The organism is Mesorhizobium sp. M0923 (assembly GCF_040319365.1).
In the GTDB taxonomy this organism is placed as follows: Bacteria; Pseudomonadota; Alphaproteobacteria; order Rhizobiales; family Rhizobiaceae; genus Mesorhizobium.
The window spans coordinates 17128-33637 of the sequence record NZ_JAMYNW010000008.1 but is presented as its reverse complement, the minus strand read 5'-3'; the positions used below and the strand labels follow the sequence as shown (position 1 = coordinate 33637).

The 16510-nt window shown below is 62.5% G+C and carries 14 protein-coding genes; 7 read left to right on the top strand and 7 right to left on the bottom strand.

The window, feature by feature from the left end:
- Positions 1 to 60 precede the first annotated feature (60 nt).
- The 5 genes from NKH89_RS15435 to NKH89_RS15415 all read left to right on the top strand — a co-directional run bounded on the left by NKH89_RS15435 (position 61) and on the right by NKH89_RS15415 (position 6050).
- A complete protein-coding gene (locus tag NKH89_RS15435) occupies positions 61 to 2517 on the top strand; it encodes a penicillin-binding protein 1A (protein ID WP_023717485.1) in 2457 nt (818 codons plus the stop codon).
- Between the two features lie 150 nt (positions 2518 to 2667).
- A protein-coding gene (gene prfB, locus NKH89_RS15430) for a peptide chain release factor 2 (RefSeq protein ID WP_352496193.1) occupies positions 2668 to 3799 on the top strand; the annotation gives its coding sequence in 2 pieces (ribosomal slippage) (positions 2668 to 2733 and positions 2735 to 3799; 1131 coding nt in all).
- A gap of 473 nt (positions 3800 to 4272) precedes the next feature.
- Complete coding sequence (locus NKH89_RS15425; protein WP_023717488.1) at positions 4273 to 4659, top strand: hypothetical protein; 387 nt, start codon at positions 4273 to 4275, stop codon at positions 4657 to 4659.
- Between the two features lie 200 nt (positions 4660 to 4859).
- Positions 4860 to 5228: a GFA family protein gene (locus NKH89_RS15420; protein WP_352791694.1), complete on the top strand. Its 369-nt coding sequence runs from the start codon at positions 4860 to 4862 to the stop codon at positions 5226 to 5228.
- A 174-nt stretch (positions 5229 to 5402) separates the two neighbouring features.
- Positions 5403 to 6050 carry a YiaD family glycine zipper/OmpA-like lipoprotein gene (locus NKH89_RS15415; protein WP_023717490.1) on the top strand — a complete coding sequence of 216 codons (648 nt, stop codon included), beginning with the start codon at positions 5403 to 5405 and terminating at the stop codon, positions 6048 to 6050.
- Positions 6051 to 6140: 90 nt separating this feature from the next.
- Here the strand turns inward: NKH89_RS15415 and NKH89_RS15410 are convergent, their stop codons facing one another.
- A complete protein-coding gene (locus NKH89_RS15410; RefSeq protein ID WP_023717491.1) occupies positions 6141 to 6413 on the bottom strand; it encodes a DUF2798 domain-containing protein in 273 nt (90 codons plus the stop codon).
- 48 nt (positions 6414 to 6461) lie between these two features.
- On the bottom strand, positions 6462 to 7346 hold the full coding sequence (locus NKH89_RS15405; RefSeq protein WP_352909258.1) for an NmrA family NAD(P)-binding protein: 885 nt from the start codon (positions 7344 to 7346) through the stop codon (positions 6462 to 6464).
- An 81-nt stretch (positions 7347 to 7427) separates the two neighbouring features.
- On the opposite strand from NKH89_RS15405, the gene NKH89_RS15400 reads away from it, so the two are divergent.
- Positions 7428 to 8360, top strand: coding sequence for a LysR family transcriptional regulator (locus tag NKH89_RS15400; RefSeq protein WP_352909351.1), 933 nt, complete (start codon positions 7428 to 7430; stop codon positions 8358 to 8360).
- Positions 8361 to 8804: 444 nt separating this feature from the next.
- Positions 8805 to 10817, top strand: coding sequence for a BTAD domain-containing putative transcriptional regulator (locus tag NKH89_RS15390; RefSeq protein ID WP_352909257.1), 2013 nt, complete (start codon positions 8805 to 8807; stop codon positions 10815 to 10817).
- An 80-nt stretch (positions 10818 to 10897) separates the two neighbouring features.
- Here the strand turns inward: NKH89_RS15390 and NKH89_RS15385 are convergent, their stop codons facing one another.
- The 5 genes from NKH89_RS15385 to NKH89_RS15365 form a co-directional block, all read right to left on the bottom strand.
- Positions 10898 to 12493 (bottom strand): DEAD/DEAH box helicase, encoded by a 1596-nt coding sequence (locus NKH89_RS15385; RefSeq protein ID WP_031193535.1) that lies wholly within the window; start codon positions 12491 to 12493, stop codon positions 10898 to 10900.
- Positions 12494 to 12683: 190 nt separating this feature from the next.
- Positions 12684 to 13457 carry an NAD kinase gene (locus NKH89_RS15380; RefSeq protein WP_352496188.1) on the bottom strand — a complete coding sequence of 258 codons (774 nt, stop codon included), beginning with the start codon at positions 13455 to 13457 and terminating at the stop codon, positions 12684 to 12686.
- 448 nt (positions 13458 to 13905) lie between these two features.
- Positions 13906 to 14664, bottom strand: a complete 759-nt coding sequence (locus tag NKH89_RS15375; protein ID WP_352496187.1) for an MBL fold metallo-hydrolase — start codon at positions 14662 to 14664, stop codon at positions 13906 to 13908.
- A gap of 2 nt (positions 14665 to 14666) precedes the next feature.
- Positions 14667 to 15731 carry an ABC transporter ATP-binding protein gene (locus tag NKH89_RS15370; RefSeq protein WP_352909255.1) on the bottom strand — a complete coding sequence of 355 codons (1065 nt, stop codon included), beginning with the start codon at positions 15729 to 15731 and terminating at the stop codon, positions 14667 to 14669.
- Positions 15728 to 16510 carry an ABC transporter permease gene (locus tag NKH89_RS15365; protein ID WP_023717499.1) on the bottom strand — a complete coding sequence of 261 codons (783 nt, stop codon included), beginning with the start codon at positions 16508 to 16510 and terminating at the stop codon, positions 15728 to 15730. The genes NKH89_RS15370 and NKH89_RS15365 overlap by 4 nt, the downstream gene beginning before the upstream one ends.

Sequence of the window (16510 nt, the reverse complement as noted above, 5' to 3'; positions counted from 1 at the left end):
AAAGCTTGCGCGAAGGGCGGCTTCGTTTAGGAAATTCCCGAACCAAGGACTGGAGCGGGTATGATTCGTCTCATTGGCTATTTCTTCGGCATCGGCACGACGCTGGCCCTTTTGGTCGCGGCGGGCGTGGCGATCTATATCGGCCATTTGTCGAAGGACCTGCCCGATTACGAGGTGCTGGCCAAATACGAGCCGCCGGTGACGACCCGCATCCACGCGTCGGATGGCGCGCTGATGGCCGAATATGCGCGTGAGCGGCGGCTTTATCTGCCGATTCAGGCGATCCCGGATCGAGTCAAGGCGGCCTTCCTGTCGGCCGAGGACAAGAACTTTTACAATCATCCCGGCATCGACGTGACCGGCCTTGGCCGCGCCATTGTCGTCAACCTGCAGAATCTTGGCTCGGGAAAGCGCCAGGTCGGCGCCTCGACCATCACCCAGCAGGTGGCGAAGAACTTCCTGTTGTCTTCAGACCAGACCTACGAGCGCAAGATCAAGGAGATGATCCTCGCCTTCCGCATCGAGCAGGCCTATTCGAAGGATCGCATTCTCGAGCTCTATCTCAACGAGATTTTCTTCGGTTTCGGTGCCTATGGCGTCGCCGGTGCTGCGCTCACCTATTTCGACAAATCGGTGAACGAGCTCACCGTGGCCGAGGCTGCCTATCTTGCCTCTCTGCCGAAGGGGCCGAACAACTATCATCCCTTCAAGCATGCCGATCGCGCCTTGGAGCGCCGCAACTGGGTCATCGACCAGATGGTCGAGAACGGTTACGTCACCCATGAAGAAGGCGAGAAGGCCAAGGCCGAGCCGCTCGGCGTCACGCCGCGCCGCACCGGCAACTATCTCTTCGCCGGGGAATATTTCACCGAGGAAGTGCGTCGCCAGATCATCGCGCGCTACGGCGAGAATGCGCTCTACGAGGGCGGCCTTTCCGTCCGTACCACGCTCGATCCGAAGATGCAGTTGATTGCCCGCAAGGCCATGCAGAACGGTCTCATGAAGTTCGATACGCTGCGCGGCTACCGCGGGCCGGTCACGAGCATCGATGTTTCCGGCGACTGGGGCGTGCCGCTGGGCAACGTCAAGCGACTGGAGGACGTGCCGGAATGGTCGCTTGCTGTCGTGCTCGATAGCTCGGCCACCGGCCTGTCCATCGGCCTGCAGCCGACGCGCCAGATCTCCGGCGAAATCGTCAAGGACCGCCTCGAAGGCACCGTCAGCAAGGAAGACATGAGCTTCGCCATGCGCCACGTGGTCGACGGCAAAACCGTCAAGGCGAAGTCGCCGGCCGACGTGCTGAAGCCGGGCGACGTGATTTTCGTGCAGAGGAACGACGGCTCGGACAACAGCTACAGCTTGCGCCAGGTTCCCGAAGTGGAAGGCGGCCTGATCGCCATGGATCCGCATACCGGACGCGTCCTGGCCATGGTCGGCGGTTTCTCCTATGCGCAGTCGGAGTTCAACCGGGCGACGCAGGCCATGCGCCAGCCGGGGTCGTCGTTCAAGCCGATCGTCTATTCGGCCGCCCTCGACAATGGCTATACGCCCGCCTCTGTGATCATGGACGGGCCGATCACCATCCAGAGCGGCAACACGACCTGGACGCCCAAGAATTACGACGGAACGGTGGCCGGTCCGGCGACCTTGCGCTCCGGCATCGAGAAATCGCGCAATCTGATGACGGTGCGGCTTGCCAACGACATGGGCATGAAACTGGTCGTGGAGTATGCCGAGCGTTTCGGCGTCTACGACCATCTCGCGCCGTATCTGCCGATGGCGCTGGGTTCCGGCGAGACGACGGTGATGCGCATGGTATCGGCCTATTCGATCATGGCCAATGGCGGCAAGTCGATCAAGCCGTCGCTGATCGACCGCATCCAGGACCGCTACGGCAAGACCGTCTTTAGGCAGGACGAACGCGGCTGCTCAAACTGCAACGCCGCAGAATGGCAGAACCAGCCAGAGCCGGAGTTGGTCGACAATTCCGAGCAGGTGCTCGATCCGATGACCGCCTACCAGATCACATCGATGATGGAGGGCGTCGTTCAACGCGGTACCGGCGCCACCATCAACGAACTCGGCCGTCACATCGCCGGCAAGACCGGAACGACCAATGACGAAAAGGACGCCTGGTTCATCGGCTATACGCCGAACCTCGTTGTCGGCCTTTATATGGGCTACGATCAGCCGAAAGGTCTTGGCAAGGGCGCGACCGGCGGCGGCCTTGCTGCGCCGATCTTCAAGGATTTCATGCGCGTAGCGCTGGACGGCACGCCCAATGTCGACTTCAAGGTTCCCGAAGGCATGAAGCTGATTGCGATCAATCGCAAGACCGGCATGCGGGCCAACGAGGGTGACGCCGGAACCATCATCGAAGCCTTCAAGCCGGGTACCGGTCCCGCCGACAGCTATTGGGTGATCGGCATGGGTGCGGACGGCTCCAACGCCACCGGCGGGGCGCTGTCGCCGCAGGCCAACCAGGCTATCCAGTCGGGCGGCGGCGGGCTCTACTGACAATCGTTACATCCGGTCGGGCCGGCTTGACGATCATGGTCGAGCCGGCCCATCCCGCTTTACAGGGGCCGGTGCTTTACAGGGGACATTGCCGTCCCTATGTATCGCGCCACCAAACCGCCATTCAGCAACAGGACAGAACAGCCAGCCATGCGCGCGGAAACGCAAAATATTGTCGACGAGATCAGGCAGGCGATCACCCTGCTGAGGAGGCATCTTTGACTGGGACCAGGCCATAAAGCGGCTTGAGTACCTGAATGTCCGCGCCGAGGATCCGAGCCTCTGGAACGAGCCGTTGGAAGCGCAAAAGCTGATGCGCGAGCGTCAGGGCCTGGAGGAAGGCATTGCCGCGGTCAAAGGCCTCACCCAGGCTCTGGAAGACAATATCGGCCTGATCGAGCTTGGCGAGGAAGAGGGCGACGAGGGCGTCGTCGCGGAGGCCGAGGCGGCGATCCGCTCGATGCGCGGCGAGGCCAAGGCGCGCCAGATCGAAACGCTGCTGTCGGGCGAGGCGGACGCCAACGATAGCTATCTGGAAGTCCATGCCGGCGCCGGCGGCACCGAAAGCCAGGACTGGGCCTCGATGCTTCTGCGCATGTATACGCGCTGGGCCGAGCGCCGCCGCTTCAAGGTCGAGGTGCTGGAAGTGCATGACGGCGAAGAGGCCGGCATCAAGTCAGCCACGCTGCTGATCAAGGGCCACAACGCCTATGGCTGGCTGAAGACGGAATCCGGCGTGCATCGTCTCGTGCGTATTTCGCCCTATGACAGCAATGCGCGCCGCCACACCTCCTTCGCCAGCGTCTGGGTCTATCCCGTCATCGACGATACGATCGACATCGACGTTTCCGAATCTGACGTCCGTATCGACACGTATCGTTCTTCGGGATCGGGCGGCCAGCATGTCAACACCACCGATTCGGCGGTCCGCATCACCCATCTCGCCACCGGCATCGCGGTTGCCTGCCAGGCGGAGCGCTCCCAGCACAAGAACAAGGCTAAGGCCTGGGAAATGCTGCGCTCGCGGCTTTACGAGGAAGAGCTGAAGAAACGCGAAGCGGTGGCGAACGCCACCGAAGCGTCGAAGAGCGATATTGGCTGGGGCCACCAGATACGGTCCTACGTGCTGCAGCCCTATCAGCTGGTGAAAGATCTGCGCACCGGCGTCGAGAGCACCAGCCCGTCGAGCGTGCTCGACGGCGACCTCGACGATTTCATGGAGGCCTCGCTGTCGCAGCGCATCGAGGGTGGCGCCGGAGAAACGGTGGCCGACATCGACTGAAGGCGGGCACCAACCCGGCAATTTCAATCCATCACGCGAGAGTTACGGCCACGGCGCGAGAGTGACGAGTTCTCAGCTTGAACTTACCTGTCGTTCTACAACTTTGTTTTTCATCAGAATTTCCAAAATCGATTTCCGCTTTTGACGCGAATGCTTCGAGCCTGCCGGTGCCGAGCCCGGAACCACTGCGAGCCGAATTCCGTTATTGGCAACCCTCGCTGCCGGGGGTGATCGTACCAGTCTCGTCAACCCGGCCGGCAGGCTGGTTCCGGCCGCAGAGGTCGGCGTTCGGTTTGCGACAGCAATTCCTTGCGCCGACCAAGGAATCAGCCCAGCATCCAAGCGCTGGGGAGGAAAAAAGCATTTATGGCCGGGCGCGGCGTATCTGCGACCTGACGATCCGGCCACTGGGAAGACACGTTCCGGGAACGGGCAAGCGAGATGCTTGACAACCGTTGATAGGAACTGCGCCCATGCCTGCTCTTACAACCAGACCGGCCCATGCCGTTCACACGGCGCGCCGATTTCTGAATTCCCTTGTCGCGGCAGTGGTTTTGATAGCTGCCGCGATGCCATTCGCGGCGCCTGCTCTGGCGCATGATGCCAAGCCGACCGCGGCCATGCCGCAAGGCTGGAGCTATCCGTTCTCCTGCTGCTCGGGCTATGACTGCCGCGAGGTTGCGCCGATATCTATCGGCGAGCGCCCCGAAGGCTATGTCATCAAGGGGACAGGCGAAGTCGTGGCCTATAGCGACAAGCGCATCAAGAATTCGCCCGACGGCGCATATCACTGGTGCTCGGTCGCCGGCGCCAATGACGGAAAGACCATCTGTCTGTTCGTGCCGCCATCGTCCTATTGATGCATGTCGCCCCCAAAAGCTTGCCCTTGGGCTTGACCCGAGGGTGTGCAGGGTTTTTGGGATCGACACGCCCTCGATTGGGTTACAACACTTTTGAAACTGCGCATTGCAGACGACAGATCTGCTGACGGAGAGTTGTCAGGAGCGTTTCTTTATGGTGCCTTGCCGTAGGGGCGGCGGGCATTGTGAGGGACTAATCCATGACCATCAAGGCAAGCTGCCACTGCAAGGCGACGACGTTCGAGGTTTCGCAAGCGCCGCAGACGGTGACGCGATGCACCTGTTCCTTCTGTTCGAAACGCGGGTCGTTGTGGGCCTATTACCCGCCATCGCAATTCAGGCTTACCAGCCCGCCCGAGAATGTTTCGTTCTACCGATGGGGATCGAAAACCATAAAACACGGTTTTTGCGCCACCTGCGGCTGCGGCACCTTCACCGAAACGCCGGACTGGTCGACGGGCGAGCCGAATTTCGACAATCCGAAGATCAGCGTGAATTCGCGGCTGTTCGACTATTTCGATCTCGACAAGGTCGAAGTGGTGGTCATCGACGGCAAGAACCTCTGGTAGACGGTCGAATTGCGGTGGTCGCGCGAGCCGCTGGCAGCCGGGTGGAATGAGCCGGGGAAAGCGGCGGCAGCGGCTTTTGCTGGTCCGCTTTTCGCCGCATTTCATGTTACAAGTCGCTGGAAGGGCTGATGCGGTACGCCGTTGCGCGGCCGTGGAATGGAGAGGGACCACCATATGAAAAAGATTGTGCTCGCCGTCGTGGCGACGGCTGTGCTTGTGAGCGCATGCACCACCGATCCCTACACCGGCGAGCAGAAGGTTTCCAACACCGCTGCCGGCGCCGGTCTGGGAGCGCTGGCGGGTGCCGGGCTCGGTATGCTTGCCGGCGGCAACGACCGCCGCAACGCGCTGATCGGCGCCGGCATCGGTGCGCTTGCCGGCGGCGCCATCGGCGCCACCATGGACCAGAACGAGGCCGAACTGCGCCGGCAGCTTGAGGGCACCGGCGTCAGCGTCACCCGCACCGGCGACCAGATCATCCTCAACATGCCGTCCGACATCACCTTCAACGTCGACCAGGATGCGGTGAAGGCTGGTTTCTATCCGGTGCTGAATTCGGTTGCCCTTGTGCTGAAAAAGTTCCGGCAGACCACCGTCGACGTGTTCGGCCACACCGACTCGACCGGCGGCGACGAGCACAATTTCGACCTGTCGCAGCGCCGCGCCCTGGCGGTCGCCAACTATCTGTCCGGGCAGGGCGTCGATTCCCGCCGCTTCGCCGTCACCGGCTTCGGCAAGACGCGTCCGATCGCCTCCAACGCGACCGCTGCCGGCCGGGCTCAGAACCGCCGCGTCGAGATCCAGCTGTCGCCGCTCACCTGAGGCAAGCGCATGAACCGAGAGCGGCTCCGTACGGGGCCGCTCTAATGGTTATGCCGGACCGCCGGCCGCCGGCGCGCTGCGTTTGTGATATCAGGACCGGGCCGGCTGATCGACAATCGCGGCAACGATCCGGCGCACGATCGGAAGCACAATCAGCAGGCTGGGAAACGCAACAAGCCATGAAGCGCCCCATGCATAGCTCCAGGCCGCAATAAACCCGTCCGTCCAGCCTGCGCCGATTGCCGTCGAAACCGCCGAGACAATCGAGGACATCAGAATCGAAAGAACCAACGGCATCACCACCGCGCCGTAGGAGGGCGGCAGCTTTCTCAATTTGAAGGCTCGGTCCGGTGATGCTTGCATCGAAATCTCCTAATCAGAAAGTGTGCGTAAGCGTTATTGTGAGGACGATCAGGCGGCATGTGCCACCGGCAGCGCCAATTCCCGAATGAAGCTTCGCAGCGAACGCGGCTCGCGGCCAAGCGCGGCGCGCAACGCCAGGCTGTTCCCGCCGAGGCCGTATTTGGCGTAGTGGGTGTGTACTTTGGCCAGCATCTGCAACTGCCGGTCGGTATAGGGAAGGCGGGCTTTCGCCGCCCAGTCCTGAAATGTCGGCTCGCCTGCTGAAACCGGCCGGCCAAGCGCCTCGCTGATCATGGCAACGACCTCTTCGCGGCTGTGCATACCGTCGGCGCACAGCTCGAGGGTCGCATAGGACAAACGCGTTTCGGTCAGTGCGATCGCTGCCACTTCAGCCACGTCGCGATAGTCGACGCGGGCCAGCTTCGCCGTCTTTGGAAACGGCTCGGCGAAAACGCCATGCTCGACGACGGACGGCCAGGCCGCCGCGATATTTTGCATGAAATTGGCCGGGTGCAGAATGGTGTATTCCATGTTCGTCGAATAGAGGGCAGCTTCGACCGGTACCTTGCTTGCATGGTTTTCCAGCCTCGTATTGGTGGGCTGGATCACAGATGAGAAGACGAATTTCCGAACGCCTGCTCGCGCCGCTGCCTCAACCATGGCAACCCCCATGGCGGCTTCGTCGGGAGCAAAGGCCGGCCCGATGTGGAAGACACCGTCGACACCTTCGACGGCCTGTTCAAGGCTTTGATGGTTGCGCAGATCACCGATCGCGATCTCGGATGCCCCGGCTTTCCGGGCTTTTTCGGCAGCCGCGGCGTCACGAACAAGCGCTCTAACCCTGGCATTGCGGCGGACGAGTTCAGGCACCACCAAACCGGCAACGCGGCCTGCGGCGCCTACGACCAGGACGGTTGGACTGGGTGTTCGCATGACGATCTCCTTCCCTCGAGTCTGCCTTTCGGCCTGTGCAGGGAAGATAAAATCTAGCGAACTGCGTTACAATTGATCGATGTGGCGATAGTTTATCCCGATTTTCGGGAGAAATACGCGATGAGCCGGATAGATGATTTCGAAGCCTTCATTGCCATTGTCGAGCATGGCAGCCTGACGGCTGCCGCACGCCGGCTGAACCGCTCACTGCAGTCGGTCAGTCGGTCTTTGGCGACATTGGAGGAATCCATCGGGGTCGAGCTTCTGCACAGGACGACGCGCCGCTCGACGCCGAGCGAAGCCGGTGCGGCCTTTTTCCAACGCATCAAGCCCGCCATCGAGGAAATAAACGAAGCCAGGCTTCAGGCGGCCAACCGACGATCCGAGCCGTCCGGCATCCTGCGTGTGAGTGCCCCGGTTCTGTTCGGCCCGGATTTCCTGATGCCGGTCATCGCCGACTATATGCGGACATATCCCCAGGTTGAGGTTGACCTCCAGCTTTCCGATGAATTTGTCGATCTGGATGCCGTGGGTCTCGATCTGGCGGTCCGGATCGGCGATTTGCCGGATTCCAGTCTACGGGCGAAGCGGCTGGGGGCGTTGCGGCGCGTCGTGTTCGGCGCACCTGCCTACTTTCGACAACGCGGCCGACCGGCCCATCCGCTCGAATTGCGTGAGCATGAATGCATCGTACGAACCGTTGACGGCCGCCCGGGCGAATGGATGTTTCAGATTGAAGGCAAGCCCCGGCCGGTGAAGGTCGCGGGCACCTTCCGGTCGAATTTGATGATATCGATCTATGCAGCCGCGGTTCACGGATTGGGTTTGGGCTACTCCCCGCTTTGGCAGGTAACACACCTGGTGGACGATGGCCGCCTGGAGCTGGTTCTGACCGAATTCGAGCCGGTGCCGGTGCCGATACATGCCGTGTGGCCGGAAGGCAGGTCGTCCTCGGCCAAAGTACGCGCTTTTCTGGACCTGTTGGCATCTCGCCTGGAGCTCAGGAACCTTTAGGGCCCAAACCAAACTGAGCGCCGATCTTACCTCATCGATATCAAGTTCGTGATCAGAACTGCCTTGACGGCGTCGAGTGCTGGTTGATGGACCTCCAAATGACCGATGTCCTTCAGCTGATCGATCGTCAAATCTGCCAGTGCCCTGCGTCTTGCGGCGGTCCGCCGCCATCTCGTGAAGGCAGCGATCATCATTGCTGCGCTTTTCAAGCCAGACCCAAGCAAGCGTTTGGACATGCCGCGGGCGGCGCGAGTTTCCGTGTGAGCCATTGTTTTGGTCTCCCATTTCGAGTTTGCGGATGGGAGCGTGCCACGCAGGCGTTTTCGGACTGTTCGGCTGTGTGTGAACAATTGGGAGGAGTCCGACGATCCGCCGTTAAATCGGTGTTAAATCGATCCACCGAGATGCTATTCTGTCGCTGCGGTCGAAGTCTGGAGACGATTTGTGCGCATCCGGTTGCTTGGTGGCCTGGAGGTTACTTCCCCGGAGCGCCGGCCCGTCCGGTTCGCCACACGCAAGACTTCGCTTCTTTTTGCTGCTCTGGTTCTCGCAGGCCGCCGCGGCCATCGTCGCGAGCAGCTTTCCGAAGCCTTTTGGCCGGGGCGAAGCAATGGTCAGGCCCGCAATAGTTTGCGTCAGGCGCTGGTCGACATCAGGCGCACGTTCCCCGCCAGCTCGGATGCAACCGTCTACATCGATGGGGATCAGGAAACCATCGCGCTTATTGCCGGTCCGGATGAGGCGGACATCTCGATCTTCGACCGGAAGCTGGAGGAGGGCCGGACCACTGATCTCGCCTTCGCCGCCGATATCTACCGCGGTGAGTTGCTTGCCGGGCAAGCCATTCCTGACGAACTGGACGAGTGGTTCAGACCTTATCTGAGCAAGTATCAGCGCAAGGCGCTGCAGTTGGTCGATCGGCTGAGCCTGGCGCTGCCCGCACCGGGCTCAGCGGAAGAGACGGCCTGCGAAGGGCTCGCGGAGAGATTGCTCGCCTCGGATCCGACGGCGGAGGCGGCCCATCGGGCGCTGATCCGGATCCACGCTCATCGAGGTCACGAAAACGCCGCCTTGCGCCAGTTCGAGCTGTGCCGCGCAGCTTTGAAAAAACATCTGAATGCAGAGCCTGAGGAGCAGACAAGCTCGCTGGCGGCTTCTCTGCAGTCCCGTGAACGACCTGAACGTCCGCGGCCGGAGCCAAGCTCCGGCGTCGCATCACTGGCGCAGGTTCTGGCGGCCCCGACGAGGCGCGACGACCACCCATCGGTAGCGGTGCTGCCGTTTCAGAATCTAAGCGGTGATATGGAGCAGGAATATTTTGCCGACGGTATGGTGGAAGACATTGTCACGGCCTTGGCTCACTTTCGTCACCTGTTCGTAGTCGCACGGAATTCGAGCTTCACCTACAGGGGACGGTCCGTAGACATAGAGCAGGTCGGGCGTGAGCTGGGCGTGCGCTATGTGGTCGAGGGAAGTGTTCGCCGGGCTGGCGACCGCCTGCGCATCGCCGGGCAGCTCATCGACACCTCGACAGGGGCCTATCTCTGGGCCGACCGTTTTGACGGAGCGCTCGCCGAAGTCTTCGATCTGCAGGACCAGGTCGCCTCGAGCATTGTCGGCGCAATCACACCGAAAATGGAGGAGGCTGAGATCGAGCGTGCCAAACGCAAACCGACTGAAAGCCTCGACGCCTATGACTACTATCTCCGCGGGCTGGCGGCCTTTGACCGGACGATCACTAGTAGGTCGGCCATTGACGATGCCTTGCGCCTCTTCATGAAGGCGATCGACGGTGACCCGGAGTTTGCCGCAGCCTATGCGCGGGCGGCGCGGTGCTACGCTACCCGAAAAAGCAACGGCTGGATGGTCGACCGCGCGAAAGAGAATGCCGAGGCTACTCGACTGGCCAGGAGAGCGGTCGAACTCGGAAGGGACGATGCGATTGCGCTTTCCTTCGGTGGATACGTGCTCGGCTACGTAGGTGGCGACCTTGACGACAGTGCGGCTTGCATCGATCGCGCGCTCGTTCTCAACCCGAATCTAGCGGCCGCGTGGGGCCTAAGCAGCTGGGTCAGGGCTTGCTTTGGCGAGCCAGGCAAGGCCGTCGAGCACGCCGCGCTTGCCATGCGCCTAAGCCCATTGGATCCACGCCTGTTCGCTTGGCAATTCAACACCGGGCTCGCTCAGTTTTGTGCCGGCCACTACGATGACGCCGTCACTTGGGCGGGAAAGTCGCTGCGGTACCAACCGAACTACGTGAGCGCGATGCGTGTAGTGGCGGCGAGTCATGCCCTTGCGGGGCGCCTGTCGGAAGCGCAGCAGATGATGGCCCGGGTCTGCGAGCTCGATCCCTCGCTGCGGCTTTCGAATCTTGCCGAGGTGCTGCCGCCGTTTTATCGACCGGACGATCGCAGCAGGTACATCGAAGGCCTTCGCAAGGCGGGCCTGCCGGACTAACGCCATCTCAGCGTGAGGCGAGGCCGTCTTATGCCGGCTTCGTGCTTCGCGCGTCGGCGGGACGCGCGAGCGCTGTGGTATCAGACCTTGGCGACGATCCGCATGAAGGCCGGCATGTCGTCGCCGAAGCCCACGGTCGCGTCATTGTCTTCCTGGCGCTGACGGGCAGGGCGCTCGCGCTGTGGCCTGGTATCGCCGCGTTCCGGCGCGCGCCGCTCGCTGCGATCGGGCGAAGCCTTCCGTTCAGGTGAAGCTTGGCGCTCGCTGTTTTCCGAGCGGATCGCCTCTTTGCGGGTACGCCGCTCGCCGATGTCGGCGACCGCGGCTTCGGCCACGACCGGCTGTTCCTCGCTCACCGCTTCCGGCGCCGTTTCCTCGCCACGTTTGGCGTGGCGTTCACGCGGCTTGCGCTCGCCCCTGTCCTTGGCGTCGTCCTTGCGCCCGGCGCGGCGTGGCGCACCACGGCCACGGCGGGGGGCCTCATCCTCGCCGCCTTCGCTGACGACGACCGTCGACAGGTCGCCGTCATGCCACTCGATCTTGGTGCCGATCAGCCGTTCGATGGCGTCGATGTATTTGGTGTCCGATTTGGTCGCGATGGTGAAGGATTTGCCGGAGCGTCCGGCGCGGCCGGTACGGCCGATGCGGTGGACATAATCCTCGGCGTGGATCGGCACGTCGTAGTTGAAGACATGGCTGACGTCGGGAATGTCGAGGCCGCGCGCCGCGACGTCCGAAGCAACGAGATAGCGCAGCTTGCCGTCACGGAAATTGGCCAGCATCTGCATGCGCGCGCGCTGGTCCATGTCGCCGTGCAGGGCGCCGGCGTCGAAATCATATTTCAGCAGCGAGCGGAACAGCTCCGACACCTCGACCTTGCGGTTGCAGAAGATGATGGCGTTCTTCAGCTCGGCATCCTCGGCCTTCATCAGATTGCGCAGCGTCTCGCGCTTGTCCCAAGGCTTTGGCCCGGATTTCACCAGCCGCTGGATGATGTTGGTGGCGGCCGATGCAGCCTTCGACACTTCGACGCGCACCGGCGCGTGCAGGAACTTCTCGGTGAGCTTGGTGATCTCCGGCGGCATCGTCGCTGAGAAGAACAGCGTCTGCCTGGTGAACGGGATCATCTCGCAGATGCGCTCGATGTCGGGGATGAAGCCCATGTCGAGCATGCGGTCGGCCTCGTCGATGACGAGGATCTCGACGCCATTGAGCAGGAGCTTGCCGCGCTCGCGATGGTCGAGCAGGCGGCCGGGAGTCGCGATCAGCACGTCGGCGCCGCGCTCGAGCTTCTTGTCCTGCTCGTCGAAGGACACGCCGCCGATCAGCAGCGCGATGTTGAGCTTGTGGTTCTTGCCGTATTTGACGAAGTTTTCCTCGACCTGCGCGGCTAGCTCGCGCGTCGGCTCGAGGATCAGCGTACGCGGCATGCGGGCGCGGGCGCGGCCCTTTTCCAGTCGGGTGAGCATCGGCAGGACGAAGGACGCCGTCTTGCCGGTGCCGGTCTGGGCAATGCCCAGCACGTCCTTGCCGAGCAAGGCGTGCGGGATAGCACCAGCCTGGATCGGCGTCGGCTCGGTGTAGCCGGCATCGGTAACTGCGGAAAGGACCTTCGGCGACAGGCCGAGGTCTGCGAAGGTCAACGCTTCTTGAGCGATCTGGGTGTCTGAGGACAAGTTTGGCTGTCTTTGGCTGGTTCGGGGGCGCAACATAGGCAGTCGCGGCAAGCGCCGCGCGCCTGCAAGATTGGTATTGCAGGTAGGCGCAAGCCTACGATTTGTCAACACAAACGGGCGGCATTGGCGCGATTGTGAAGTCGTAACCTTAATCGCGATGCTTAATTTGCGCAGTGGCTGCTGCGCCGGCTCAGTAGCGGAACTGTTCGGCGAGAATGCGCTCGTTCCACGAATGGTTGGGATCGAACAGCAGCGTCGCCGTCGCCGTCGGCGATTCCCTCACCGTGACCGTCGTCACTGCCTTGACCTCGGTGTGGTCGGCGGCGGCATTCACCGGCCGCTTTTCCGGCTCCAGAATGTCGAAACGCACGATCGCCTTGTTGGACAGCAGCGCGCCGCGCCAGCGGCGCGGACGAAACGGGCTGACCGGGGTCAGCGCCAGCAGCGGAGCGTCGAGCGGCAGGATCGGCCCGTGCGCCGACAGATTATACGCGGTCGAGCCGGCCGGCGTCGCAATCATAACGCCGTCGCAGTGCAATTCCTCCAGCCGCTCTTGCCCATCCACGGTGATGCGGATCTTGGCGGTCTGGTAGGACTGGCGCCAGAGCGCGACCTCGTTGATCGCCAGCGCCGAAATCGTCTCACCCTCCGCCGTCACCGCCTGCATCTCCAGCGGACGGATCGTTTCGGCGACCGCAGCCGCGATGCGCCCGGTCAAGCCGCTGGCGCGGTATTCGTTCATCAGGAAACCGATGGTGCCACGGTTCATGCCGTAGACCCTCTTTCCCGTGCTCATCGTCTCGCGCAGGGTCTGTAGCAGAAAGCCGTCGCCACCGAGCGCCACGACGATCCCGGCATCCTCGACGGATGCCTGGCCGTAGCGTGCCGAAAGGCTTTCCAGCGCTGCATTGGCGTCGGCTGTACCGGATGAGACGAAGGCGAAACGGCTGGCGGTTTTGCTCATGGCTCTCAACGACAACCGATTGGCAACGACCGATTGGTGGCGACCGGTTGCGGGGTCGCGCCAGCGCCGGGTTAGCATGGGCGGGCATTTCTGCAAAGGGAGGGAGGTGTCTTGAGATGGCGGCCAAACAGGCGCGCTCGCGCATCATGTCGGGGGACAAAATGATGTGATGGTTAAGACCTGCCTTAAACTCTCGTAAAGCCGTATCGATCATGTTAGCCGGCAGTGGATGGGCGGCGTGGGGCTAACCAGTCGAGGCCGATCTATTGCCGCTGGCACGCTTGATTATCGTCTTCCTGATGCTGGCAAGTTTTGCCCTGGCTTTCGCGGAACTGGTGCGTCAGTCGGAGGAAAAGAGTTTTAGACCCGAGCCCACGGCCTCACGCTGCGGCGACGCGGCGGGCACACCCTGCCCGCAAAGGGCGCTTTGACGCTACAACGCTAGTCCCTATCGGGCGAGCAGATGGCAGCCGGCCTGGCGCTTCTGCGCGAGATACTCGTCGACAAGCTGGCGATAGCGGATTTTGCCGAAGCTCGGGAAATGGCCGCCATGCACGACCGAGACATCGAGATCGCGCATGCGCAGCAGCGTTTCGACATAGTCGTCGATATCGGAGTGATAGACATCGTCGATCAGCGGGCCGTCATAGATGATGTCGCCGGAAAACAGGATGCCCGTCCTGTTTTCGTAGAGCGCAATGCCGCCGGGTGAATGGCCGGGCGTATGGATGACCTCGAAGGTACGGTCGCCAAGATCGACGATGTCGCCTTGTTCGAGCAACCGGCCGGCTGGTGCGGGTAGGATCCGGTAGCGATTCGTGTCCCAGCCTTGCGGCATGCCGTCGAACATCTCCTCGGTGGCATAGCGGTCGGCAACCGTCCATTCGTTGCGCGGGTCGGCGAGGATCTCGGCCTCGGCCGGGTGCACGCAGCGGTCGGGAAATTCGTGATGGCAGCCGATATGGTCGAAATGCGTGTGGCTGGCCACGCAGGTGAGCTTGCGTTCCGTGACCAGCGGTACGTGGCGGCGCAGGCTGAAATGGCCGAGGCCGGTGTCGAACAGCAGGTCGCGGTCGCGGCCCCGCACATGCCAGATGTTGCAGCGGAAGAACGGCTTGATCCACGGCTCGTGGATCAGCGTCACGCCATCGCCCATGCGGATGCTCTCGTACCAGTTAGGAGCGTCGATAATTGGAAGCGTGTTCATGTTCAGTCCGCAAGCAGGATGATGTCGCCAGCATCGCACGATACGGCGACCACGTCGCCGGGCTGGACGGCCGATGCGGCGGGAACCTTGGCGATGAAGTGCAGCGCCGGGTCGGTCGTGGAGGTCCCCAGCACACGCTTGAAGCTACCCTGGAAGACGACGTCGCTGACCTTGATCATGCCAAGCGCTACAGCGCCGCCGATCGCACCGAGGACAAGATGCTCCGGCCGGATAGCCAGCGCAACCGTCGAGCCGGCCGGCAATGTGCCGGCCAGGGAGAGCGACCCAAGCTTCGTGGTGACGGTGATTTTGCCGCTCTTCGCCTCCGTCACCGTTCCCGATAACAGCGTGCTTTCGCCCATGAAGGTCGCGGAAAAGCGCGTCGCCGGCCGTGCATAGACGCGCTCCGGCGGTCCTTCATCCTCGATGCGCCCGTCATTCATCACCACGCAATGGTCGGCCAGCGCCATCGCCTCTTCCTGGTCGTGGGTGACGTGGATGAAGGCGGTGCCGACACGCTTCTGGATCGCCTTCAACTCGTCCTGCATCTGCCGGCGCAATTTGAGGTCGAGCGCACCGAGCGGCTCGTCGAGCAGGAGCACCGCCGGCTCGACCACCAGGGCGCGCGCCAGTGCCACGCGCTGCCGCTGCCCGCCGGAAAGCTGGTGCGGCTTCTTGTCGAAGGCGGTGGCGAGGCCAACCAGCGCCAGCGCCTCGCGCGCCCTTGCTGCCCGGGTTGCGCCATTGACACCCTGCATGCGCAGGCCGAAGCCGACATTGCTGCCGACGCTCATATGTGGGAACAGCGCATAGTCCTGGAACACGGTCGTCGTCGGCCGCTTCGCCGGTGGTACTGCGGTGCAGTCCTCGCCGCGGATCAGCACCTTGCCTTCGCTCGGCATGACGAAGCCGCCGAGAATGGACAAAAGCGTCGTCTTGCCGGAGCCGGACGGCCCAAGCAGGATCGTGTAGCTGCCCGGCTCGATCGTCAGCGAGACGTTCTTCAGCACCGTGTGCTGGCCGAAGCGATGCGAGACAGAGCTTATATCGACCAGTGGCGCCGTCATGCCGGCTTCCTCCGCAACAGCATCAGTTCGAACAATACCACCAACACGATGGAGACGGCGAAGACCAGCGAGCCGACGGCGTTGGTCTTGGGATTGAGACCGGAGCGCAGCAGGTTCCAGATCTCGACAGGCAGCGTCGTGTCGAAGCGCGTCAACAGGAACGAGATGACGAATTCGTCCCAGGAGAAGGTCATCGACAGGAAGAAACCGGCGAAGATCGCCGGCGCCATCACAGGCACGGTGATCAGCAGCAGCACCTTCCATTCGGGCGCGCCGAGGTCGCGCGCGGCGCGCTCGATATTGATCTGGTGGTCGCCCATCTGACTGTAGACGATGGCAAAGCACAGCGGCAGGTTGATCACGACATGGCCGATGCCGGCGGCAAGAAGCGACTTCGGCACGCCGGCCCAGTTGAACAGCACCAGCAGCCCCATGCCGATGATGAGATAGCTGACGGTCAGTGGCAGCGTGATCAGTCCACGCATCAGGCCCGAGCCCGGCAAGGCGAAGCGTGCAAAACCCCAGGCCGAGAGAAAGCCGAGCGTGACGGCGACAGCCGAAGAGAGGACGGCAACCAGCAGCGAGTTGACCAGCGCCGAGGTGAGCCGCGTATCGGCGAGCACGGCCTCGTACCAGCGCAGCGACGGCCCGGTGAAGGGCGGGATCGGAAACGACGTCGCCTGCAGCGAAAACAGTATCAGCACAACCACCGGCAGGAAGATGAAGCCGTAGATGGCGATGGCGTAAAGGCCGGAGACGAGGCGGATGAGAGCGCGCAT